We start from the raw sequence: 23275 nt of genomic DNA on the forward strand, positions 1-23275 counted from the left end.
TTAAATTAGGCGTTAGGTCTGAGTAGTTACAATTTTTCTGCTCATACGCTTTATGCCTTCACTTTTAGGCAGTTCTTTGGATAGAAAGGTGTTTGCTCATGGCTTCCTGGAATAAATGAATATACTCAACTCCGGATCGCGCCCAGGAGAAGTCCAGTTCCATTGCGTTAATAACCAGCTTTTGCCAATCGTTTACTTGTTCCCGGTATAGTTGAAGCGCCTTGTTAAGGGCATCCAATAACTTCACACTGGAATACTCGGTAAAACCAAAACCATTGCCTGAACCGTTTGCAGGGTTATAGTCACTCACCGTGTCAGCCAGCCCGCCGGTGAAACGCACAATAGGAATTGTCCCATACCTGAGGCTGATCAACTGTCCAAGACCGCATGGTTCGAACCGCGAGGGCATCAGAAACATGTCCGCTCCGGCATAAATGCGCTGAGCCAGTATAGCGTTAAACCCGATATATATACCCATCTTTTCCGGATAGCGGGATTTAATTGTTTCAAACATTTTTTCATAATAAGTTTCACCGCTGCCCAATACTACGAGCTGAATATCACCATCCATGATCTCATCGATTATTTCCGCAATTAAATCCAATCCCTTCTGATCCACCAGACGCGAGATCAATCCGATTACCGGAACATCCCTGACGGGGAGTTCCAGTTCTCTTTGCAGGGCAAACTTGTTTTCCTTTTTATTCGTTATACTGTACTGGTCGAAATTGCGGTGAATCCGCGGATCGGTCCGCGGGTTAAATTCGTGATAATTAATTCCATTGACAATGCCATACAAGTCCGCGGAACGTTTCCGCAGCAGTCCGTCCATACGCTCGCCAAGCTCCGGGTGCTGGATTTCCGCCGCATAAGTCCGGCTGACAGTATTAATTACATCAGCATATACAATTCCCGCTTTCATGAAACTAACCGCACCGTAAAACTCCAATCGTTCCGGGTGAAAATATTCTTCACCCAGCCCGAGGACTTGCAACACGTCCCTGGGGAAATTGCCCTGATACTGCAGATTATGAATTGTAAAAACTGTAGCTATCCGGTTATAGAACTCGTTTTGCAGATAATGTGTTTTTAAAAACAAGGGGATCAGCCCGCTCTGCCAGTCATTACAATGAATAACATCAGGCTGCCATTCCAGCTTCGGCAGCATCTCCAGCAATGCCCTGCAGAAAAAAGCGAACCGTTCCGCTTCATCGTCAAACATATACATGCGGTCCCGGTAAAAGTAATGATAATTATCCACCATATAGACCGGTATTGTTCTGCGCTCACCTCGATAGTGCGCTTCAATGGAACTTTCCCTGATAATAGCAGTTTCATAACGGTTGTTGAAAGGAACCGGGAAATCCATTTTATAAGTATCTCCTTCGATTTGCCGGTAGCGCGGCATAGCCACCCGGACATCGTTGCCCAAGCTATCGTTGCCAACGGTCGCCAGTGCCTTTGGCAGGGAGCCGGCAACATCAGCCAGTCCGCCCGTTTTTGCAAAAGGAACCACCTCGGACGAAACAAGGAGAATTTTCAAGGGACGATCAAACATAATGATACACCTCCCGGCTAGACCCGTCATGCAGAGGATAGAACTCTTCCGTGTCCCTGAGGGCTTGTGCGGCCATTTCAGGTGGAGTCGGGTTAATAAAATACCCCGTTCCCAGTTCAAATCCCGCCATTATGGTAAGGCGCGGCATGATCTCCAAGTGCCAGTGATAATGCATTTCTTCTTGGATATTCACTGGTGCGGTATGAAGAACCACATTATATGGTATGTTTCTAATCATTATGGCAATCTTGCGTAAAGTCGTCCTTAAAATACCGGCCAAGTCTCTCACCATTTCTTCGCGGATCTGCCCAAAATCATATTGGTGTTCCTTCGGTACAATCCAAGTTTCGAAAGGAAAACGGGAAGCAAAAGGACTAAAACTCAAAAAATTGCTGCTTTCAACAACAACTCTGTACTGCTCGGCGATTTCCTGACTGACCATGTCACAATAGACACATGATCCGTGCCGGGAAGAATATTCCCTCGCTCCGTTCAATTCTTGAACGACTTCTACAGGGACCAAAGGTGTAGCAATAAGCTGGGAGTGAGTATGTTCCAGGGAGGCGCCTGCCACCGGACCAGTATTTTTAAAGATCTGGATATACTTTAGCCTGGAGTCTTTTCTTAGATCCAGAGAGCGTTCCCGCCACGCCCAAATAACTTCTTCCACTTGTTTCTCTGTCTGGGTATCGAGACCGGGCTCATGGCTGGGAGATTCCACAATGAGTTCATGCGCGCCGATCCCGTTCATAGACATGTATATCCCCTGCTGACTCAAAGAAGATTCCTCTTCAACCCTCAAAGCGGGAAACTTGTTGGGAACTACTCTAACCCACCAACCGGGCCTGTTGTTTTGACTGCCTGGCTCACGGTAGGCCATAATTTCTGGCGGCGTGAAATTTTCTTTCCCAACACATAGGGGACATTCATGAGTTTTTTTATTTTCCGATATATCCTTGTAGTCATTTGGCCGTTTCCCGCGCTCGGTGGAAATAATAACCCAACGGTCGACGATGGGATCTTTCCTCCATTCAGACATTTCTCTACCCCCTGGCTTGTTCTGTGTATTTTTACAAGATAAAATCAGTAATATTATTTATGCCACCGTAGCGGAAAACTATCAAAAAAATTAAAACAAACGCAAGATTAAAGATCTACATTATTTACAGAATCCACACGTGCTGCCATAGAATCAGGTTTGTCATGCCTGTCGTCAATAGTTACCGATGTAACAACTCTACCCACACCGCTTCTAAAAGGCTCCTGATGCATTTTTTTAACTACATCAATTACTTTGTCCAAATCACCTTCAAGAATAGTTGACATAGAAGTTACCTGGCTTTTAATGCCGCCCTCCTTTTTTGCCAATTCGCAGCAATCGGCAATGTAGCTGGAGATACTTGGCGTAGGTGTTCCCATCGGCACTACACTTACTTCAACAATTGCCATTTTTATTCACCTCCTCCCCAATGAACAATATTACTTATTTGAGGGTACCGCAAATAAAGTGTTTTTATTCACCCATGCTTCTAATTATTGTTGATTATTTTTATAACAAAGAGGAAATTAGCCAAATGAATCGAAATAATATAATCAATGAAAAATATGGGGGAAGGGGTCGATTATGAATCAAGATACGGTCAGAATTAAGGGAACCAGGAACGGTCTTGTGATCGTCCTTGATTCAAGCTGTGATTTCGAAGATATTAAGGAGAACCTCCTGCGCAAGATGGAGTCTGCCAGAGGGTTTTTTAAAGGAGCGAAATTTTCACTATTCCAAAACCAGAAGGACATTCCAGCCGACCAAAAAAACGAATTGGTAAGCATTTGCAGACAATATGGATTAGTACCTAACACAGATGAATACATGGGAATAAAGACAGATTTAGAGCCGGCCCCTAAGACATACACTAATGCCGGATCCGGTGAGGCGGCCCTTTTAGTGCGCCGCTCCCTGCGCTCCGGCCAGAAAATATCATCGCCCGAACACGTCGTTGTGTTCGGAGACGTTCACCCTGGCGCCGAAATAGTGTCCGGCGGGAACGTGCTGGTAATGGGCTGCTGCCGGGGAGTAATTCACGCCGGCGCCGGCGGAGACCGCAAGGCTAAGGTAATCGCCCGGCAACTCACCCCGACCATTATCAGTATAGCCGACAGGAGGTATTCACCCGGCCACGATGGGAAATTACCCCCGGGACGGCAGTTGGCAAGATTTAATGGAAAAGAAATTGTTTTTGAAGTGTATTTGAAACATGAGATGCTCTCTTCCATGACTATCAATTAATGCCGTTATAATTATTATGGTTAATGAAAAGCTAACAGGGTACCAATGGCCCGTTAGCTTTCTTTAAGGTAATGCGGCGCGGCCAATATACCCGCAATTGATTTAGCGTCACAAATCTCCCCCTTCCAGATCAACTCGATGGCGCGTCCAAACGGCATGGTCAGCACATCAATATCCTCTTCTTCATCCAGTTTCTGCCCTTTATAAGCAAGTCCGGTGGCCAAAAAAAGATGCAGCATTTCATTAGTAAAGCCAGGGGTGCTGAAAAAACTAACCATTTTCTTTAATTTAGTTGCCTCATACCCGGTTTCCTCCAGTAATTCTCGCCCGGCGCAATCCGTCATGCTTTCACCCGGCTCTAACTTTCCGGCGGGTATTTCTAACAACGATTTTCCGGTGGCATGGCGGTACTGTCTCACCAGGAGGATTTCTCCTTTTTCATTCACAGGCACAACCGCGACCGCGCCGGAATGCTCTACAACTTCACGTTTCGCAGTTCGCCCGCCAGGCAAAGTGATTGTATCGACTCTCAAGTTAATGATATTTCCTTCATATACTCGCTTTGCCAAAAGGACTTCCCCTTCTTTACCGGCCAAAATTATCACACCTTTCCAACAATGATCCAAAACCGGATAGACATCATTGCAGTATTATTTCTCTGTATATCGCCAATATCCTGCAATATTTCTTTTTTTCCCCGCATTGATATGATGGTTATAGTTTTAATACCGAACTTTGAAGGATTTTTTCCCCGGGCATAGAATTCTTTTATACATAATTGCTGGTATAACATGCCTGATAGTTCATATAGTTATACGGAATTTGCCTTGACAAAAAGGGAGGAAACCTTGTTTTGGCTGTTAAAGTCGGCATCCCCAACGCTTTACTATATTATATCTATTACCCGTTGTGGCAGGCCTTCTTTAACGAAATCGGCGTTCAGGTAGTTACCTCTGGAAAAACGACTAAAGATATACTGAACAATGGTGTTCGTGAGGCGCTTGCTGACGCATGCGTGCCAGTTAAGATTTTTTTCGGGCATGTCATGGGGCTTAAAGACCGTGTTGACTACCTCTTTATTCCTAGAGTTGTCTGCGTTAACCGTAAAACTATATACTGCCCCAAATTCCTTGGTTTGCCGGATATGATCAGGCATTCGATAACCGGTTTGCCGCCGGTTATCGATATTCGCATGGACTCACGCCAGGGTTATTTTGCCATGCTCAAAGCTTACACGGAAATTGGCAGTATTTTCAATGCCAGTAAGCACTCATCTTTTCGAGCTTATAAAAAGGCATGCCGCACCTTGAACCGTTATAACAAACTATTACAGAGCGGCTGGAATCCACATGAAGCGATGAGCTTATTGCGCAAACCGGGGTCTTTGTCAAAGCCTCCTGAGCCAAGCCTTAATTTTGCAGTTATTGGTTATCCATACAACATCTATGACAGTTTTATCTCTGTCAATCTTTTGGATAAACTGCGGCGTTTGGGAGTAGGTACTATTACCACTGAGAATATTTCCCCGTTATTGTTGGCCTGGCAGAAAAATTGCGGCTTGCCGAAACGGCTTTTTTGGACTTTCAGCGACAGGGCCTTAAAAGCCGCCCATCTATTATTTAAACAAGGACGTATTGACGGTATGCTTCACCTCACCGCGTTCGGATGCGGGCCGGACTCGCTGTTGAACAAGTTTATTGAACTGGAAGCGAAGAAGTACAAAAACATTCCTTTTATGACTTTGATGATTGACGAGCATACTGGCGAAGCCGGCATGTCTACGCGTCTTGAAGCCTTTGTTGACATGGTGAAGCGTCGGAAGGAGGCGTTGGCATGTCTAAAATAACTTTCCCGCGCATGGGTGAATCCTACCGGACCTTTAAAATGTTTCTTGAAGATTTAGGAAACGAGGTGGTGGTTCCACCGCGCCCAAGCAAACGCACTTTAGACCTGGGGATCAGATACACTCCTGAATTTGCCTGTTTTCCGCTAAAAATACTGATGGGCACCTATCTGGAAACAATAGAAATGGGAATCGACACTATTGTCACCTCGGGCGGCGTCGGACCATGCCGTGCCGGGGAATATGCCATGCTACACCATAAATTACTCAGTGATTTAGGATACAAGGTCAAAATGATCGTTATTGAACCACCTCGTCTGCACCCCTTTAATTTTTATAAAAGTGTTCGCGCGCTAAACAAGGCACGCATTTCCATCAAAGGCATTATCGCCCATGTAAAGCGGGCGTGGCGCAAGCTCCAAGCTCTGGATAACCTTGAAAAACTGAGCCATATAGTACGGCCAAGGGAAATCAACCGCGGCAACACTACGAAAGTTTACAGGAAAGCCCTGGAATGGATCGATCAGGCATATACCACCGAACAAATTGTTGAAGCCGAATCCACCGCTCTGGAAGCGCTTAACAGCATTCCCCAGGATGCCAATCGCAATGTTTTGAAAGTCGGCATCGTCGGGGAAATCTACGTTCTCTTAGAACCGGCCAGCAATTTGGAAATAGAAGAGACTCTTGGAAACCTGGGGGTTGAAGTGGAAAAATCGATGTTCCTAACCGGCTGGACCAGGGATAACTCGTGGAACGAAACGTCAGAGGGCATTACAGTTAAAGAAGCTGCTTCTCCTTACCTTCCTGAACTAATTGGAGGGCATGGCCGGGATTCTATCGGTCACACCGTCCTCTATGCCAAACGCGGCTTCGACGGGATAATCCAGCTCGCTCCATTTACTTGTATTCCGGAGATAGTGGCACGTACCATCCTAACAAAGGTAAGTAAAGATTATAATATCCCCGTTCTTACTTTTTTCCTTGACGAGCAGACAGGAAAAGCCGGCATGAATACACGGCTTGAAGCCTTTGTTGATTTGCTGAAGAGAAAAAAACAATTCCAGAGTGGAATCGAGTCTTTTACATGCTAGTAATATGGAAAGGATTGTTATGAAGGCATACTTGGGTATTGATGTCGGTTCAGTGAGTATAAACGTCGTCATTCTTGACGAGACCGGAGCAGTGCTCACCGGTCTTTATCTGCGCACTCAGGGTAGGCCCATCGAAGTAATCCAGGAAGGGCTGAAACAGACTGCCGGTCTGCTTCCCGCGGATTTAGAAATCGCGGGGGTTGGCACCACAGGGAGCGGCCGTTATCTGGCCGGAGTAATGGTCGGAGCGGATGTGATTAAAAACGAGATAACCGCGCACGCCGTAGCGGCATCCATGCTCATTCCCGATGTTCAGACAGTTCTTGAGATCGGCGGCCAAGATTCAAAGATTATCATTCTACGCGAAGGAATTGTGACTGATTTCGCTATGAATACAGTATGCGCGGCCGGCACAGGATCGTTTCTGGACCAGCAGGCTTCCCGGCTAAACATTCCGATTGACCAGTTCGGGGCACTGGCGCTCCGTTCCGAAACCCCTGTCCGTGTGGCCGGAAGGTGTACAGTTTTTGCCGAATCGGACATGATCCACAAACAGCAAATGGGACATAAGGTTGAGGATATCATCAAAGGCTTGTGCCAGGCTTTGGTCCGGAATTATCTCAATAACGTCGGCAAGGGCAAAGAAATATTGCCGCCCGTGATGTTCCAGGGCGGGGTCGCCGCCAATGTGGGCATCAGAGCCGCCTTTGAAGAAGCCCTAGGCATGCCCATACAAATACCGGAGCATTTCGGAATAATGGGGGCAATCGGCGCGGCCCAGCTAGCCAGGGAAGAAGTTGCCTTGACCGGCAAAACCCGCTTTAAAGGACTTAAAATAATGGGGCTCCCATACCGTACCGGTAATTTTGACTGTGACGGTTGTCCAAACGTTTGTGAAATAGTTGAGATTTACGAGGGAGAAAAAGTTATCGGGCGCTGGGGCTCACGCTGCAACAAATGGGATATAGTTGAAAACAGCTAATCAAGCATATATTAACAATTCATATATAGGTATCCTGGCATAAAAAGGGTTTTGACAACTTATATCGAAAATATAATAAATATACCACATGTAAATAAGTCAAGAAAGGCAAACAACTTGCCGGTTTGACCGGTGTGATTAATGATACACCGTGCGCAAACAGGCTGAGCATGCCCTTAAAGCAAATGAAGCCGAGTTACGCCTCATCGAATATTCGCAGGATATAATAGTCAGGCTCAACGCGCAAGCTTGCTGAACGGATAAATTTTTTCTGAAAATAAACGTATTAGCTGTAAACATCTTCGGTCACACTTTTGTTAACATCCACATTCGTACTTTTATTAGCATCTTCTATCACGTCTTCGCTCGTGCTTTTGTAAACACCTTCGGTCATACTTTTATTTAAATCTTCTCTCCCTCTGGCAATAATAGTTACCTCACAACTGTACAAACCAGCCTTGGCAGAATTTGGAACATTTAAGCGAAAAGTAATTTCCTTTTGATCGCCCATCACGTTTGCCATCGCCGGTGTTGCCAATACAGGTATAAGCGTATCTGAAGCGGGCAGCCAACGCGATTCCGATTTTTCTCTAAATTCCAATACTGCCGGCGAAAGCTCTTTTAAGCCATCTGCTTTTAAAACCGTTGCCTGAACGTATAGTTGATAAAAATCATTTCCCTTGACCAAGGTGGTGATACTTCTTTCTTCACTCATTTTCCCAGTAGCAACCAATGGAAATGACAAAGAATTATTATCCAATACAACTTCAAATTGTTTTCTTGGATCGATTTTTATTTCAAGATCGGCTTCGCTTGCCGGGCAAATTGTCAAACTTAGCAACCCCAGAAACAAACAAACGAGCTTAACCGTCAATTTATTCAAACAAATCTTCCTCCTTAATCAAGTCGCTATTTGTTTCCGGCAAAGTAGACAATAGTATAGTGTCTGAGAAATAATCCCAGACACTATACTTTTTTTCTGCTATTTTCCCACCTGAATTCTATTTTTTTTAAATAGAATTAGTGTTAAAATAGCATTGATTATTGCCAAGACAAAGTCCGCTTTGGGTGGCAGCCTTGTTTCGGATCATTTGTTTTTGGCAATAATTCTTTATAATGACGGAGTAGCAGTAATTGTTACAGTGGCAGCATAGGTACCATTATTTGCGCTAGACGGGAAGTTAACACGCAAATCAAAAGTCTTTGCATCCCCATCGCTGTCAGCGACACTGGAAGCAGTCATCATATTTGTAGCGGTTCCTGAAGCTGACACATAAGTGCCAGAGGCAGTTGGTTTGTATTGCAGCGTGCTGGCCGAATGGGACGATCCAGCCGTAGTAAAGGCAGTGCTGGATAACTGCAAATTGTAAAGAACGTCACTACCTGTAGTAGTGGCTGTCAACTCCTGGGGAGCAGAAGCAACACCCGGCTGCACACCATCAAATGTAAAGGAACTTGGGTCAAGAGCCAAGGTTACTGAGGATGAAACATTAGCAGTAATGCTCAAGGTAGCTGCATTTACAATACCTGCCCCAGCCATCAGGATTCCTAATGTCAAAAGAATGGCAACAGCTTTCTTACTCATAGATTCACCTCCTTTTATGTTCTTACCCGGACCAACTGGGATATCTAATTCTTCATCGATAGCCTTATTCAAAGCACTATAACCCGGGATTATTGCTTCGCAGTCTTTTCCGCATCCTTCAATTGCTTTTGCAGCTTGCGGATATACAGAATGACTGCAAGAATAACTGCTGAAAAAATTATTACGGTGCCCGCTAGTGTCGGCAAGGGCCCGACCACAAAGGAAAACTCCCGCTCATCAAAGTTTTCACCATCATGGGTCAACTGTATTTTACCTTTGAAATAACCGATTAAAGGCGCTTCATTCCAGGGAATTTCAATCTCTTTCTCTTTGCCGTGTAAAACGTTAAACATGGGTACATTAAGTTTTGCCCCCTGGTTTCTGCTCACGTCCGTAATATCAATATTGCCCCGCACTTCCAGATGCACATTGCCTGTATTAACTACCGAAATAGTAAAGACAGGCTTACTGACATGCCAGAAGCCGGTACCTGCTTTATTCACGAGCCATGCTCTTATCAGATTTAAATTCCCTGCGGCATCGGATACTTTTACGTAAACTAACGAACGAATTTCTGATGCAACGCTAATTGTCGCAGTCATTTCCCCCTTTTGCCCTGCGACCACAGGTATGAATTTGACGTTAAAATAAGTTACATATTCACCCTTTTCCGCATTTTTAGGAACATCGAACTTGACGCTTATTTTACCTTGTTCCCCACTATTTAGTTTTTCCGGAGCGTTGATTACAGTGGCCCAAGTCATGGGCGACCAGCTAGAATCGGTATCCTCTACCTTGTCCCATTGATTATTCTCCACGCGAAAATCTTGTATATAAGCCTCGAGCTCGACAGTTCCGTCTGTTCGGTTTTGCACATTAAATTCCTGTTCAAAGCTTTCCCCTGGTTTAACGGTTTTATCTACAATTGGCGGGCCCATACTAACACCGTTCAAATCCACGGCATAGGCGTATGAACTATTAAGCAATCCAAACCCTAAAAAAACAGAAACATGCCTTTAATCATATTCGTATTAATCATGCGTGGCGCCTCGTTAATCAAAAACATTTTCAGCGTCATAATTTATCGAAATTTGTCAAAATTAAAGCCAAGCCCAAGTAAAATACTTAGGCTTGGCTTTAATAACAACCTAAGGCAGCCCGGCTACCATAAGGCAAATTTAATACCCATTAGGTCCGTGGCTTTGCGACCTATGTCTTTCGACATAAGTTGCTTGTCTTTATTATATAAGCTATTATTTCCCTATGCAATATATTTTTTCACTATATTTACTATAATATCCGTTAAAACACGAAAAAGCCGCATTAGCGGCTTTATTCATATTAGGTACTATTTGTAATTGCTTTCGTCAAACCTCCATGATGATGGGTAAAATCATTGGCCTTCTCCTAGTTTTTTCATAAAGAAATTTTCCTAAAACATCCCTTGCTTGCGATTTAATGGTTGTCCATTCCGATACACCATGTTCCATACATATATCTAATGCAGTCCTTACCTTTATCCTTGCTTCTTCCAGCAATTCTTCCGATTCCCTCACGTATACAAAACCCCGGGATACTATGTCAGGACCGGCCACAATCAACCCGGCCTCGCGATTTATAGTAACCACTACGATTAGAATTCCGTCCTGGGAAAGCTGTCTGCGGTCTCTGAGAACGATATTGCCAACATCTCCGACACCTAAGCCGTCAACAAGCACTTTCCCGGCTGTTACTCTACCGTTGATTCGCCCGGCGCGCCGGGTAAATTCCAGTACCTGGCCATTTTCAGCCACAAAGACATTACCCGGCAAAACCCCAACTTCCTTGGCCAGTTCGGCATGCTTAATAAGCATTCTGTATTCTCCGTGCACCGGAACAAAAAACTTGGGGCGGACCAGGTTAATCATCATTTTGAGGTCTTCCTGGCAAGGATGCCCTGAAACGTGTATACTCGAAGCAGATTCGTAGATAACATGCGCCCCTTGTTTAAAAAGCTGGTCTATAATCCGGGCAACCACCTTTTCGTTTCCGGGGATGGGCGTGGCCGAAATAATAACCGTGTCGCCCGGTACGATATCTACCTGCTTATGGTCTGACAAGGCCATTCTCGTTAAAGCCGACATCGGCTCTCCCTGACTGCCGGTTGTCAAAATGACCACCTTGTGCCTTGGCAGACGGTTCGCCTCATCTAACTCGACCATCGTGTTTTCGGGAATATGAAGATATCCAAGCTCGTAAGCCACACTGACCACATTAACCATACTCCGTCCCACAACGGCAACCTTGCGGTTCTGCTTATGAGCTACCTGGATGGCTTGCTGGAGCCTGTGCACGTTTGATGCGAAGGTGGCGATAATAATACGCTCAGTAGCCTGGCGAAAGGTATCATCAAAGGTATTTCCCACCATTCGCTCAGAAAGGGTGTATCCTGGTATTTCAGCGTTGGTGCTATCCGACAGTAAAACCAGGACACCCTTGTCTCCCAACTGGGACAACCGGTGAAAGTCTGTAACCTGGCCGTCGACCGGCGTCTGGTCAAACTTAAAGTCACCAGTGTAAATAATCACTCCCACCGGTGTATGCACGGCAATTGCCACGGCATCCGGAATACTATGCGACACCTTGATAAATTCCACCTTGAACGGGCCGATTTGAACGATACTCCTTGGTTTAACCGAATTTAAGGTGGCGTCAACATTCCGCTCCTTCAGCTTGCCCCGCAGCAAGCCCAAGGTAAGCCTTGTGCCATACACAGGAACATTTAACTGCCGCAGGACATACGGCAGGGCTCCGATATGGTCCTCGTGGCCGTGGGTAAGCACTATCCCGCGCACATGCTCCCTATTATCCAACAGATAGGTAATATCCGGAATAACAATATCTATCCCCAACATTTCTTCTTCCGGAAACATTAAACCGCAGTCAATAACTAAAATATTCTCCCCAAATCTCACCGCCATCATATTTTTGCCGATTTCCCCCAATCCTCCCAGAGGAATCAGGGACAATTTGGGTTCTCGCGCCAAATCCGCACCTCCTTAACCTACCAAAAACAACTATCTATCATTACTGCAACCGGTGAGATAAACTCGGAGAAGGTGGGGAATATTTTTTTGACTGGAGGTTTTAGGAAAGCCCACTTAGCACTCAAGTAATATTATACTTCATTTCTTTGCCCGCAACAAGCCAGCGATAAAAGGCTTGGACAAATTACTGCGGAATCCATCTCCCACAGTCAGAGATATAATATTCAACCTTCTATGATAATTTCATGTTTACCAATAAGGAGCTAATGCTTTCTTTTTCCACCGCGTTAATTTCCACTAACGGAAGACGCAGACCGCCTACCTGCCAGCCTATGATGCCTAAGGCAGCTTTTACAGGCGCCGGACTGGTAGTAATAAACAACCCTTTAAAAACCGGTAGAAGTTCCAGGTGAATTTTTGTGGCCAAGTTAGTATTGCCGGAATGATAAGCATTAATCATTTCTTTAATCCGCATACCGATCAAGTGAGAAGCCACACTAATAACACCCTTGCCGCCCAGGGCAAGAATCGGCAGGGTCAATGAGTCGTCACCGCTGTATATGGCCACACAGTCAGGCAGGGAGCGTTTTAACTCACTAACCTGATCCATACTGCCGCTTGATTCCTTGATTGCGACAATATTACTGATCTGGGCAAGTCTGGCCACTGTGTCAGGCAACATGTTAACTGAAGTTCTGCCTGGTATGTTATAAAGGATGATCGGCAGATCCGTGCTTTCGGCTATAGCCTTGAAATGCTGAAAAAGCCCCTCCTGTGGTGGCTTGTTATAATAAGGCGCTACCAGCATAACACCGTCAACCCCGGCATTTTGCGCAGCTTGAGTCAAGGCTATGCTGTCGGCAGTCGAGTAGCTGCCGGTACCGGCGATTACAGCAGCTTTACCACCAACCTCTTCAACGATCGCTTTAAAAAGACCGACCTTTTCATCTGTATTAAGTGTCGGCGATTCACCGGTCGTACCGGCAACCACTAATCCGTCCGATCCGGTTTGCACCAGGTAAGAAGCTAACTTTTTAGCCTGATCAAAATTAATTGTAAGATCATCATTAAAAGGTGTAACCATGGCTGTAATCATTCGCCCGAAATCATTTGTCAATTCTTTCACCTTCTTTATAAATAATCACCCGGCCTAAATTGCCGGTGCAAGATTTGGATACATTTTTCCATCTCATTCCGCTTTACCAGTATCCAAATTGTTGTATAAGAATCAGCGGATTGTAATATCTGTATTTTTTCAGCAGACAGCGCCTCCACAATTTTCGCCATAACACCGGGAACACCGGTCATTCCAGCTCCCACAACCGCCACTTTTGCGCAATCAGACAGCACCTCAGGGTAAATATCAAGGTTTTCCAGGACACGAACCGCTTTGGCCGCAACCGATTTTTTTACTGTAAAAAGAACTGATTCCGGTAGTACATTGATCAGATCCAAACTGATTCCGGCTTGCGCCAACGCATTAAATATTTTTTTCTGAAATTCAGGGACATCCGGACAATCTTTAATCACTATTCTCATCCTGTTGACATCAGGGATGTTTGTAATACCCGTTATTGTACGGTCCCTGGTAATATCTATAGAACCCTTATACACTTCACCATACGAAGTTACCAGCGTGCCCTGAGCGTCGCTAAAAGTGCATTTAATTCTCAAAGGAATATTTTTTTGCATGGCAATTTCCACAGCCCGGGGGTGAATTACTTTTGCTCCCTCTTGAGCCAGCTGGCAAATCTCGTTATAAGTTACTGTCTCCAGAGGTCTCGCGTCAGATACAATGCGCGGGTCCGCGGTCATAATTCCCTCAACATCCGTATAAATATCCACGCTGGTTGCCTCCAGCGCAACGCCAAGAGCCGCTGCGGTGGTATCGCTGCCGCCTCTGCCAAGCGTCGTTACTTCCCCCTCTTTGGTAATACCCTGAAACCCGGCAACGATGACAATTTTCCCTTCCAGAGCGTGTCGTACTATACATTGAGGGTCAACTTTAATGATTTTTGCCTCGTTATAATTATCATCAGTAATTATACCGGCTTGCGCTCCCGTGAGGAAAATAGCCGGGTAGCCTATTTTTTGTATGGTGGCGGCCAACACCACGCCTGATATGATTTCCCCGCAGGACATCAGAAGATCAGCTTCACGGGGTGATAGTTCCTTATTACCGCTGCCGGCATATGAAAGGAGTGTATCCGTCGCATAAGGCTCTCCTCGGCGTCCGATAGCGGATACAACAACAACCGGAGAGTAGCCTTCCTGGCTGGCTTCGGCTACCTTGGCGGCAACCTTTAAACGCATTTCTTCGTCAACAAGGGACGTGCCGCCAAACTTCTGAACAATAAATTCCATATATACTCCTTTCGGTAGCCACTTTTTTCAGCAGTCAGTAGTCAGAATTCAGAATGAACACAAGAGTCCGGTCCGAAGTTGGGCAATTAAAAGTTTTACACCTTGTCAGGCATAAATCCTGACGATTAGACTAAGCTTTCATAAATTTCTTAGACGGCGCAAAAATTTTGATTGCCTAAGAAGCAGGAAATCGAAAGTTAACATTTTTGTTCAAGGAGTTCTAGATTCAATATTCGATTAGTTCTCTTATTCTGACTTCTGACTCCTGACTCCTGAGATTATTATTTTTTCATTAAACAATCATACTTAATTAAGAGTTCAGCAATTTGAATTGCGTTAGTTGCAGCGCCTTTTCGCAGTTGATCGGCTGCAACCCAGATATTCAGGCCGTTAGGAATGGAATTATCCTCGCGGATACGACCGATAAAAACCTCATCCCGGTCAGACGCAAATAACGGCATTGGATACTTCTTTGCCGCCGGATCGTCTACAACAACAACACCCGGAGATTTTTCGAACACCTGTCTCGCTTCTAAAGCGGTAAGCTTCCTCTCGGTCTCAATATTTATCGATTCAGAATGGCTGCGGTATACCGGCACCCGGACGGTAGTGGCGGTAATCGCTATAGAATCGTCATGCAATATCTTTTGGTTTTCTTTCACCATCTTCCATTCTTCTTTTGTATAATCCAGATCCATAAAAACATCAATATGCGGTATTAAATTAAACGCTATTTGGTATGGAAACACTTCCGGGGTGATTTTACCCTGTTCTAAAACCGCCTTGGTCTGAACAGTCAATTCTTCAATAGCTTCCGCCCCGGCACCGGATACCGCCTGATAAGTCGACACTACAATTCTCTTTATTTTCGCCGCGTCATGGATTGGTTTCAATGCCACTACCGCGATAATAGTCGAACAGTTCGGGTTGGCGATGATTCCTTTATGCCATTTAACATCCTCAGGGTTCACTTCAGGAACCACCAGGGGAACCGCAGGATCCATCCTAAAATTGCTGCTGTTGTCAATGATCACCGCTCCCCGCTCAACAGCTGCCGGCCCGAACTCCTTACTTGCCGCCCCTCCGGCAAAAAAAACAATATCGGCGCCGTTAAACGAGTCTGGAGTTGTTTCTTCCACACTATAGTTCTTCCCCCGAAAAGCCATTTCTTTACCTGCGGAACGGGAAGTGGCGCAAAGTTTTAAATCCCCTACAGGAAAGTTCCGCTCATCAAGCACTTTTAGAATCTCATGCCCCACTGCGCCGCTAGCCCCGACTAAAACTACTTTGTACTCCGACAAAGAAAAACCCCCTTAATAAAATATTTATTTAAAAGTTATCACTTCTAATTGCCTAGTCCCAACTGGTATTTTTCGGACAAGATTGCACAGGGTTTACAGGAGTTTAACTTTGCATTTTCACAGTGTCATTCTGATAATATTTGCCTAATTATGTCCCACCTGATGTACCACCAGTAGTGGCTGATACTGTTTACCCATTAATGCATCTTGTATCGTATTTACTAGCAAATCCCACTTCGCCACAAGCGAGCTCGGCTTTTCGGTCGGATTGTCCTGTCCAAAAGGAACCAGAAAGATATTTTTCATATTAAGCAGCAAACCAATATTTTTGGCGTTCATGCTCAAACCATCGTTGGTTGAAACAGCCAGCACCACCGGCCGCTGATTTCTTAATTGAGCCTTTACGGCCATCAGTACCGGGCTGTCAGTAATCCCGTTGGCTAATTTGGCCAGCGTGTTTCCCGTACATGGAGCAACTACTATTATATCATGAAGTTTCTGTGGCCCAATGGGTTCAGCGTCTGCAATAGTAGAAATTATTTCACGGCCGGTAATTTCACTAATCAAGTTTTGCCATTTTAGGCTGGATCCAAATCTAGTGTCAGTGGCATAAAGCGCGTCACTCATTACCGGATAAATTTCAGCACCCTCATTAACTAAATTGCGCACTTGCGGTATAACATCATCCAGACAACAATGAGAGCCAGTCAAGGCAAAACCAACCTTGACCCCCTGCAAACGCATCTCAAGCACCTCCGTTATCTAAAAACCGGGCAAGCCGCCTGCCGTTTCCCCTGCCAGAAATCCTGTGATCGCCTTGGCTAATATCCGGCCGGCTGTTTTAGGCGCAACCCTGCCCGGTAGACTAGGCGTAAGAACGGCTCTTAGTCCTAAACGCTCCGCCGCCTGAAAATCAGTTCCACCCGGCGCTGTGGCTAAGTCGATGATTACCGTGCCGGGTTTTATACCTGTTAATATGTCTTCCGTCAAAACCGGCGCGGGTACCGTGTTGAAAATTATATCGACTTCACCCATAAAGCTTCTCATTTCTGTAAAAGAAACAGGGGTTAGATTCATCTCAATAATCCTGGCCATGTCCGCAGTCTTTCTGGCGACAACCCCCGTTCGCGCCCCCATCGCCCATAATAAACGGGACAGTGTCCGGCCGGTTCGGCCAAACCCGATGACAATAGCCGAACTACCGTGAATAGTTATCGGCAACATTTCCATCGCCATCTGGACAACGCCTTCTGACGAAGGAATTGAATTTAATATCGCCACCTCGTCCAGATTCATTAGTTCGATAAGACGAAGGCCTAAACTTGCAGTCATCTGCTTGAGCAGCGTACCGGCAAGTCCGGTAAAAACGAGAGTCTTAACAGGTAAAGCCGCCATTATTTCTTCAGTTAGGGTAAAGGTCTGTTCGGACAAAACACAGTGCAAAAGCCCTTTATCATCAATGCCAAGAATAGGCAGGACAACAGCTTTAACACCCTTCAGACTATCCACTAAACTACTCGAGAGAACAACACCGCTGGTACCGTCTTTTACAGGCAGGCCAGTAACATTCACCCGGATACCTGATGCAAGTAACTCCTCGATCATATCCAGGTATCTGGCATCGCCTCCGATAACAGCAACGGTAATCCCATCAAGATCTGGCTGCATAACCGTCGGAAACCCCCTAACATCGTTGGCTGCGTTTACCCACATTATATGAGCCATTAAAAATGAAGGTGCTTGTCAATATTAAGTTGCGATTAATCAAAAAGCAGTTTGTCTAAACCATAAACCACCCTTTCAAGATGTGCTACTTTACGTATCCCATACAGTATTCCGGGCATGAACGATTCCCGGGTGATAGAGTCATGCCTGATTGTTAAAGTCTGACCCAATCCGCCAAAAATGACCTCCTGATGGGCTACCAACCCCGGCAGGCGAACACTATGTATGCGTATCCCACCTGTTAGCTTGCTCCCGCGCGCCCCGGCTATGTTTTCAAATTCATTAACCGGCCCTTGCTCGAGATCTCCACGCTGTTCAATAATCGCCTCGGCTGTTTTTATTGATGTACCGGATGGCGCATCAATTTTTTGATCATGATGCAATTCGATTATTTCCACTTGAGGGAAATGGCGCACGGCTTCGGAGGCAAATCTCATCATTAAAATCGCCCCTATGGCAAAGTTAGGCGCTATCAAACCACCTACGCCCAATGATTTTGAAAGGTCAATAATTGCCTGAATTTTTTCCTCACTCAACCCGGTTGTCCCGACAACCGGACGCACGCCGTGATTCAGACAGATCATTACATTCCGGTATACAGCCTGAGGAGTGGTAAAGTCTATTACTACGTCAGGACGGGTCCGCAATATGAGCTCTTCCAGGTCTTTTTCTATCGATATCCCAATCTCACCGGCTTCAATCAACGAACCGACATCCACTCCTTCTCCCCTACTGTCGGCCGCACCAATAAGTTCCAGATCATCTGAATTCCAGATAGCTTTGACCACCTCCCGGCCCATCCTGCCATAAGCACCGGCAACAATAACCCTAAGCAAAACCACACCTCCCTGAAAATCGCCGCTAACTTTTTAAACTTAATTTTCTTATATATAATTAAATATGTCAATAAGATATGTCAATAAGAATTAAAGTGACAAAAGACACTTAAGTGCAAGTGAACTCTACACGGCTAACTCTTTCAACGGCCTAAACGGCGAATTCCGCCTTGGTATATTTATCTTTAATTTAGTCATAATACTATCAATTTAGAAAGGGTGTGTTAACAGGAAAGACCAAAAGGCCGATACGAAAGACTGTTGTATGTTAATATAGAAGAACCATGTCCAATGTTTTAGGCATATTTTCCGGAATCACAAGTCTTGTCGCGGTACTCTCCGGCAGATCCGGAAAAGTAAATTCAGCCAACGGGTATCCTGATCCCCTGGTTAAAAGATAATACTTTGTTTCGTTTGTTTTAAAATTAAAACTAATTTTTTCATTCTTAATTTTGGTCAGTTCATCTTTCATACTTACTTCCTCCTGCAAAATTATTTTATGCTACGAAATAATTCTCCAACCTTGCTTTAATATATTCACATTTACCTTACCGGACTCAGGAAAATCACGCCGTTCAACAACCCCGGAGAAAACAAAACCATCTGAACCATACATTGACTCCACTATGCCGCTGGTAACTTCAAAATCTATCCTACTGCCACTTAACTTCTCCGCTGGGTTAAAAGGTTCCGACAGAGCCAATTCTTCCGCATAATCTTGGTAAAGCAGCCATAATAAAGATTCCAGATTGCCGTCGGGCATGGTGATATTAAGAGTTATTTCTTCTGATGCTTCCCGCCTGGAAATCATATGATTGTGTGCGTACAGTTTTTCTGTAAGGTTGTCAATTATATGCTCGCTCATCCCTTCCCGTAACGGCTGTTGATGCATCGCCAGCAGTTTTTTTGCCAGCGATCTGATCAATAAGTAATTCCGGTGGACATTCCCCAGGGCTAATGGATGAATCCGCTCCGCAAGAAGGGTAAATGCTTTTACCTGCTGGTCATTACTACAAACACCGGCCTTTTCCCCGGCCAAAGCCAAATAAGAATAAACATCCTCAATATTTACCGGAATTCTAGCGGTGGGGTTGTTGGGATCCTGTGGATTAAAAGCGTTTACAACACTGGGATCTATCGGACCGAGTTCACCCATTTTACCCATTACTATTTCGTCCGCCCCCAGACATAACAACGTTCCAGCGCTGTAACAACGAAAAGGAACGATAATATTAAAACGATTTGTATATTCCCGGATTAGGTGAACTAATCGCCAAGGCGTCAGGACATCGCCTCCCCTAGTATATAGAAACAAATCTATCTGGCTGCCTGTTCTTTGATCGTTTTTATTAAGCATTTCCAAATGTCTGTAAAAAACCTCTGTCACATCAGGTGCAATTCTTGTATTAATATTTTCCCGGTCACCTGTAATATAGCAGATAACGGCGGCATCTCTCAATTCAGCAATATTTTTAATCAATTCAATTCTTTGTTGACGTGCCATGTCAGACCTCCTGTCATCCCCAATTATGCTTAATTTTTAGTATGTCAAAAGCAGGTTGTAAAGATGACAGATAAGCAAAAAAATTTGGGCGCTTATTTTAAAGTATATGGTAATAATTTGTTTCCAGGGCAGGTAGAAGCGACATATTCCAACGGCATCCTGGAAATCCGCGCACCCAAATCGGATATGGCTACGAGGCGGAAGGTAAAGTAAATCTAGCTTAGTATAAATTAACATAAAACAGGAGGGGGTGGCGGTATCCCCTCCTGTTTTATGTTAATTTATACTAAGCTTGCGTGGATACTAATACGAATAGCGCTGAAAAGCCGGGTTAGTCTGATCCAGCTCTACAATGATAACTTCAGCGCCGATTTTTCTCACAGCTTCCCAGGGTATTATCAACTTCGGCTTGTCTATCCACAGATTTATAATGTTATTCTTCCTTGGCAGAATTATTGAACGAATCTCACCGGTATCGATATCTATATCCATGTCAGATTCATCTACCACACCCAATCGCGCGCCGTTATAAATATTTACTATTTCTTTACCGACGAGCTCACCCAATCTCATATTAACCACCCCTTGCGAAATTTAATTTATATATTGACAATTTGATTGTTAAATTTTTCGCCATGCCTGGATCACCTTCAGGATATAAGGCTGAGCTAAAGCCATAATAATTGAAATTGCAGCCAACGGCTCCAGGCTGTAATGTCCTAAATGCACTCTCGCCGGTAATTGCAGCTCAACAAAGGTACATATCAACACAAGTGAAAGATAGATACCCCCAGCAACTCCGATAAGGTTGGTTAGCGCTTTTGAAAGTGGACTGGATTTGCTTTCACCAATTACTCCCCAGTCTTTTTCCCTGTATCTCTGCTGTTTAACTCTTTCGCGGACAGAAAAAACTACCAGCAACAATACAACCGTACCGAATAATAACCCATTTAGCATAGTCCCACCCCCGTAATAATCTATTTAGGACATGCCGGGAATATGATAAAAAAGACAGGTACTCAGAATTCAGTAGTCAGAATACTTCAAGACCATAATGTTTTCTCATTCTGACTCTTGACTACCTAAATTTCACACTTTGCCGGTGGAGCCAAAACCACCTTCGCCACGACCACTTTCCTCAAGCTCTTCCACAGGTTCAAGGACGGCATTATATACCGGCAAGAAAAGCAGTTGAGCAACTCTTTCTCCCGGATTGACTATGTATTCACTAATAGATTGATTGTAAACAGCCACAATTATTTCTCCTTTGTAGTCGCTGTCAATAACCCCGACAGCATTTGCAAGAGAAATACCATGCTTGGTAGCTAAGCCACTTCTGGGAAAAACCAGGCCAACAATGTGTTTAAACGGGATTTCAATGGCAATGCCTGTCGGGATTTTCATTCTGGCGCCGGGGGGCACCACCAAAGGTTCATCCAGGCAAGCCGGTAAGTCCAACCCCGCTGAGCCTGTCGTGGCATAGTGCGGAAACGGTATGGTGTCGCCTATTTTTTCAGACACTTTTTTTACTTTTACGGTTATGGAAAAGCTCATAAATACCTCCATGGAAAACTTATCGCCGGCAAATTTAAAATCCTCCTCGTCGGAGGATTAATATTCGTTAAACTATTCTGGTTCGCTGAATCAATCTATGTTTCACGCCTCAATTGACTTCCATACCTTGACAACATTTTTTCCATGTTACCACAGTCCGTCCAAGGCCCGATAGTCGCCATGGAAAAATCCCCGGGCTTTAACATTTCTGCGGCTAATTCCTGAATATCAGCTATCGTTACTTTGTTTATTTTTTCTACAACCTCCTCCGGGGGGATAACCTTCCCCAGATAAAGTTGAGATTTTCCCAATCTGCTCATCCGTGTGCTGACATTCTCCAAGCTCAAGAGCAGATTACCCTTTAATTGGTCTTTTGCCCGCTGAAGTTCTTCGGATTTAACGCTATTTAACCTGATATCTTCCACTTGTTTAAATATTAGCTCTAATACCTCATCTACGTTTTGCTTGCTCAGACCGGCATAGATACAAAAAAGACCGGTATCGTGGTATGAGCTATGATAAGAGTAAACTGAATAAACAAGCCCGCGCTGCTCCCTGATCTCCTGAAACAATCTCGAACTCAAGCCTCCGCCAAGAATAGTGTTAAGCACCTGGAAAGTGTAAGTTTTCTCATTTTCCAGGCTTAAGCCGGGAGTACCAATGCACAAGTGCACTTGTTCAGTTTCTTTGCTGCGGCAAACCACATCCCGCTTTGGCGCGGGAGCAATTATGTCGCGTGCCGGCAAATAACCTTTTCTTGTTTCCAGCACTGGACGAAGTTTATTGATTACCTCATCTTTATCTATATTGCCTGCAGCTGTTACTACCAGATTTCCCGGTTTATAATGGGTATTATAAAACTCAACTATTTTATCCCTCGAAATCTGCTCTATCACCTCGGCAGTTCCGATAATCGGCCTGCCGAGAGCATGTCCCTGCCACATTGAACCGGCAAAAATATCGTGTACCAACTCATCCGGAGCATCTTCGTACATTTTAATCTCTTCGACGATGACATTTCTCTCGCGGTCGATATCATCCGGCGCAAATTTAGAGTAAAATAGCATATCGCTCAATAGGTCCACGGCAAGGTCAAAATATTCATCAAGAACCCTGGCGTAATAACAAGTATATTCCTTGGTAGTAAACGCGTTCAGCTGCCCGCCTACCGCATCAAGGGTCTCGGCAATCTGCTTGGCTGTTCGCCTTTCAGTCCCTTTAAAAAGCAAATGCTCAATAAAGTGCGATATACCGTTGTTCTCAGAGCTTTCATAACGCGAACCCACATCAACCCAAAAGCCCAGAGCCACCGAACGAACATGGGGAACTTGCTCCAAAAGAATATGTATATTGTTGTCAAGAGTAACCTTATGGAACATAAAGGAACCTCCTATATAAATACATCCTGAAACATATTCGTGATATTTGCTCTAATTCCTTTAAATTAGAACTATATATATTGAAAAGCTTTATAATCTCCCTTATCAGGTTTCCCAATTTCTTTTCTGATTATTTACTGATACTGCTTAACAAATCCTATGCGTCCCATAGCATTATTATTAAAATAAAAAAAAACCTCTAATTCGAGGTGTTAGTAATGCTACTACCCAAAAGAAAAA

The 23275-nt window shown here is 44.6% G+C and carries 25 protein-coding genes and 1 riboswitch; of the genes, 5 read left to right on the forward strand and 20 right to left on the reverse strand.

Going from position 1 to position 23275, the window contains the following annotated elements; all coding sequences use genetic code 11:
* Positions 1–64: 64 nt before the first annotated feature.
* The 3 genes from glgA to L9W92_RS06665 all read right to left on the reverse strand — a co-directional run bounded on the left by glgA (position 65) and on the right by L9W92_RS06665 (position 3007).
* Positions 65–1558, reverse strand: coding sequence for a glycogen synthase GlgA (gene glgA / locus L9W92_RS06655; protein WP_240082966.1), 1494 nt, complete (start codon positions 1556–1558; stop codon positions 65–67).
* Complete coding sequence (gene galT, locus L9W92_RS06660; RefSeq protein ID WP_240082967.1) at positions 1551–2597, reverse strand: galactose-1-phosphate uridylyltransferase; 1047 nt, start codon at positions 2595–2597, stop codon at positions 1551–1553. The genes glgA and galT overlap by 8 nt, the downstream gene beginning before the upstream one ends.
* Before the next feature lie 107 nt (positions 2598–2704).
* Entirely contained in the window at positions 2705–3007 is a 303-nt protein-coding gene (locus L9W92_RS06665; RefSeq protein ID WP_240082968.1) for an MTH1187 family thiamine-binding protein, read from the reverse strand.
* A 175-nt stretch (positions 3008–3182) separates the two neighbouring features.
* Here L9W92_RS06665 and minC point away from each other — a divergent pair, with 175 nt between their 5' ends.
* Complete coding sequence (minC, locus tag L9W92_RS06670; RefSeq protein WP_240082969.1) at positions 3183–3842, forward strand: septum site-determining protein MinC; 660 nt, start codon at positions 3183–3185, stop codon at positions 3840–3842.
* Positions 3843–3895: 53 nt separating this feature from the next.
* Here minC and L9W92_RS06675 read toward each other — a convergent pair whose 3' ends face one another.
* Positions 3896–4411 carry an NUDIX hydrolase gene (locus tag L9W92_RS06675; protein ID WP_240082970.1) on the reverse strand — a complete coding sequence of 172 codons (516 nt, stop codon included), beginning with the start codon at positions 4409–4411 and terminating at the stop codon, positions 3896–3898.
* Between the two features lie 284 nt (positions 4412–4695).
* On the opposite strand from L9W92_RS06675, the gene L9W92_RS06680 reads away from it, so the two are divergent.
* Genes L9W92_RS06680 through L9W92_RS06690 form a run of 3 tightly spaced genes read left to right on the forward strand, consistent with a single transcriptional unit; the run spans position 4696 to position 7761 of the window.
* Positions 4696–5688 (forward strand): acyl-CoA dehydratase activase-related protein, encoded by a 993-nt coding sequence (locus L9W92_RS06680; RefSeq protein ID WP_240082971.1) that lies wholly within the window; start codon positions 4696–4698, stop codon positions 5686–5688.
* Positions 5676–6779: an acyl-CoA dehydratase activase-related protein gene (locus L9W92_RS06685; RefSeq protein WP_240082972.1), complete on the forward strand. Its 1104-nt coding sequence runs from the start codon at positions 5676–5678 to the stop codon at positions 6777–6779. Before L9W92_RS06680 ends, L9W92_RS06685 begins: the two co-directional genes overlap by 13 nt.
* 19 nt (positions 6780–6798) lie before the next feature.
* The gene (locus L9W92_RS06690) at positions 6799–7761 is read left to right on the forward strand and encodes an acyl-CoA dehydratase activase (protein WP_240083069.1); all 963 of its coding nucleotides are present in this window, start codon (positions 6799–6801) and stop codon (positions 7759–7761) included.
* 286 nt (positions 7762–8047) lie between these two features.
* Here L9W92_RS06690 and L9W92_RS06695 read toward each other — a convergent pair whose 3' ends face one another.
* From L9W92_RS06695 to L9W92_RS06750, 12 genes are all read right to left on the reverse strand, one after another.
* Positions 8048–8644: a hypothetical protein gene (locus tag L9W92_RS06695; RefSeq protein ID WP_240082973.1), complete on the reverse strand. Its 597-nt coding sequence runs from the start codon at positions 8642–8644 to the stop codon at positions 8048–8050.
* A 228-nt stretch (positions 8645–8872) separates the two neighbouring features.
* A complete protein-coding gene (locus L9W92_RS06700) occupies positions 8873–9346 on the reverse strand; it encodes a hypothetical protein (RefSeq protein ID WP_240082974.1) in 474 nt (157 codons plus the stop codon).
* A gap of 89 nt (positions 9347–9435) precedes the next feature.
* The gene (locus L9W92_RS06705) at positions 9436–10332 is read right to left on the reverse strand and encodes a COG1470 family protein (protein ID WP_240082975.1); all 897 of its coding nucleotides are present in this window, start codon (positions 10330–10332) and stop codon (positions 9436–9438) included.
* A gap of 163 nt (positions 10333–10495) precedes the next feature.
* Positions 10496–10589, reverse strand: a riboswitch (cyclic di-GMP riboswitch).
* Between the two features lie 124 nt (positions 10590–10713).
* The gene (locus L9W92_RS06710) at positions 10714–12372 is read right to left on the reverse strand and encodes a ribonuclease J (protein ID WP_240082976.1); all 1659 of its coding nucleotides are present in this window, start codon (positions 12370–12372) and stop codon (positions 10714–10716) included.
* 232 nt (positions 12373–12604) lie between these two features.
* The gene (gene dapA, locus L9W92_RS06715) at positions 12605–13468 is read right to left on the reverse strand and encodes a 4-hydroxy-tetrahydrodipicolinate synthase (RefSeq protein WP_446676302.1); all 864 of its coding nucleotides are present in this window, start codon (positions 13466–13468) and stop codon (positions 12605–12607) included.
* Positions 13469–13503: 35 nt separating this feature from the next.
* Positions 13504–14736 carry an aspartate kinase gene (gene dapG, locus L9W92_RS06720; protein ID WP_240082977.1) on the reverse strand — a complete coding sequence of 411 codons (1233 nt, stop codon included), beginning with the start codon at positions 14734–14736 and terminating at the stop codon, positions 13504–13506.
* A 281-nt stretch (positions 14737–15017) separates the two neighbouring features.
* A complete protein-coding gene (locus tag L9W92_RS06725) occupies positions 15018–16037 on the reverse strand; it encodes an aspartate-semialdehyde dehydrogenase (RefSeq protein WP_240082978.1) in 1020 nt (339 codons plus the stop codon).
* Positions 16038–16181: 144 nt separating this feature from the next.
* Complete coding sequence (locus L9W92_RS06730; protein ID WP_240083071.1) at positions 16182–16781, reverse strand: dipicolinate synthase subunit B; 600 nt, start codon at positions 16779–16781, stop codon at positions 16182–16184.
* Between the two features lie 18 nt (positions 16782–16799).
* Entirely contained in the window at positions 16800–17705 is a 906-nt protein-coding gene (gene dpsA / locus L9W92_RS06735; RefSeq protein WP_240082979.1) for a dipicolinate synthase subunit DpsA, read from the reverse strand.
* A gap of 92 nt (positions 17706–17797) precedes the next feature.
* Positions 17798–18598, reverse strand: coding sequence for a 4-hydroxy-tetrahydrodipicolinate reductase (dapB, locus tag L9W92_RS06740; RefSeq protein ID WP_240082980.1), 801 nt, complete (start codon positions 18596–18598; stop codon positions 17798–17800).
* A 268-nt stretch (positions 18599–18866) separates the two neighbouring features.
* Positions 18867–19070, reverse strand: a complete 204-nt coding sequence (locus L9W92_RS06745) for a hypothetical protein (RefSeq protein WP_240082981.1) — start codon at positions 19068–19070, stop codon at positions 18867–18869.
* Between the two features lie 30 nt (positions 19071–19100).
* A complete protein-coding gene (locus L9W92_RS06750; RefSeq protein WP_240082982.1) occupies positions 19101–20102 on the reverse strand; it encodes an SDH family Clp fold serine proteinase in 1002 nt (333 codons plus the stop codon).
* A gap of 63 nt (positions 20103–20165) precedes the next feature.
* Here L9W92_RS06750 and L9W92_RS06755 point away from each other — a divergent pair, with 63 nt between their 5' ends.
* The gene (locus tag L9W92_RS06755) at positions 20166–20315 is read left to right on the forward strand and encodes an Hsp20/alpha crystallin family protein (protein WP_240082983.1); all 150 of its coding nucleotides are present in this window, start codon (positions 20166–20168) and stop codon (positions 20313–20315) included.
* 90 nt (positions 20316–20405) lie between these two features.
* On the opposite strand, the gene L9W92_RS06760 is transcribed toward L9W92_RS06755, so the two are convergent.
* From L9W92_RS06760 to L9W92_RS06775, 4 genes are all read right to left on the reverse strand, one after another.
* Positions 20406–20675 (reverse strand): YlmC/YmxH family sporulation protein, encoded by a 270-nt coding sequence (locus L9W92_RS06760; RefSeq protein WP_240082984.1) that lies wholly within the window; start codon positions 20673–20675, stop codon positions 20406–20408.
* A 48-nt stretch (positions 20676–20723) separates the two neighbouring features.
* The gene (locus L9W92_RS06765; protein ID WP_240082985.1) at positions 20724–21059 is read right to left on the reverse strand and encodes a hypothetical protein; all 336 of its coding nucleotides are present in this window, start codon (positions 21057–21059) and stop codon (positions 20724–20726) included.
* Positions 21060–21191: 132 nt separating this feature from the next.
* Positions 21192–21668, reverse strand: coding sequence for a dUTP diphosphatase (dut, locus tag L9W92_RS06770; protein ID WP_240082986.1), 477 nt, complete (start codon positions 21666–21668; stop codon positions 21192–21194).
* An 83-nt stretch (positions 21669–21751) separates the two neighbouring features.
* Positions 21752–23035 carry a M16 family metallopeptidase gene (locus L9W92_RS06775; RefSeq protein ID WP_240082987.1) on the reverse strand — a complete coding sequence of 428 codons (1284 nt, stop codon included), beginning with the start codon at positions 23033–23035 and terminating at the stop codon, positions 21752–21754.
* Positions 23036–23275 lie beyond the last annotated feature (240 nt).

This window comes from Pelotomaculum terephthalicicum JT (assembly GCF_022410535.1).
Taxonomy (GTDB): domain Bacteria; phylum Bacillota; class Desulfotomaculia; order Desulfotomaculales; family Pelotomaculaceae; genus Pelotomaculum_D; species Pelotomaculum_D terephthalicicum.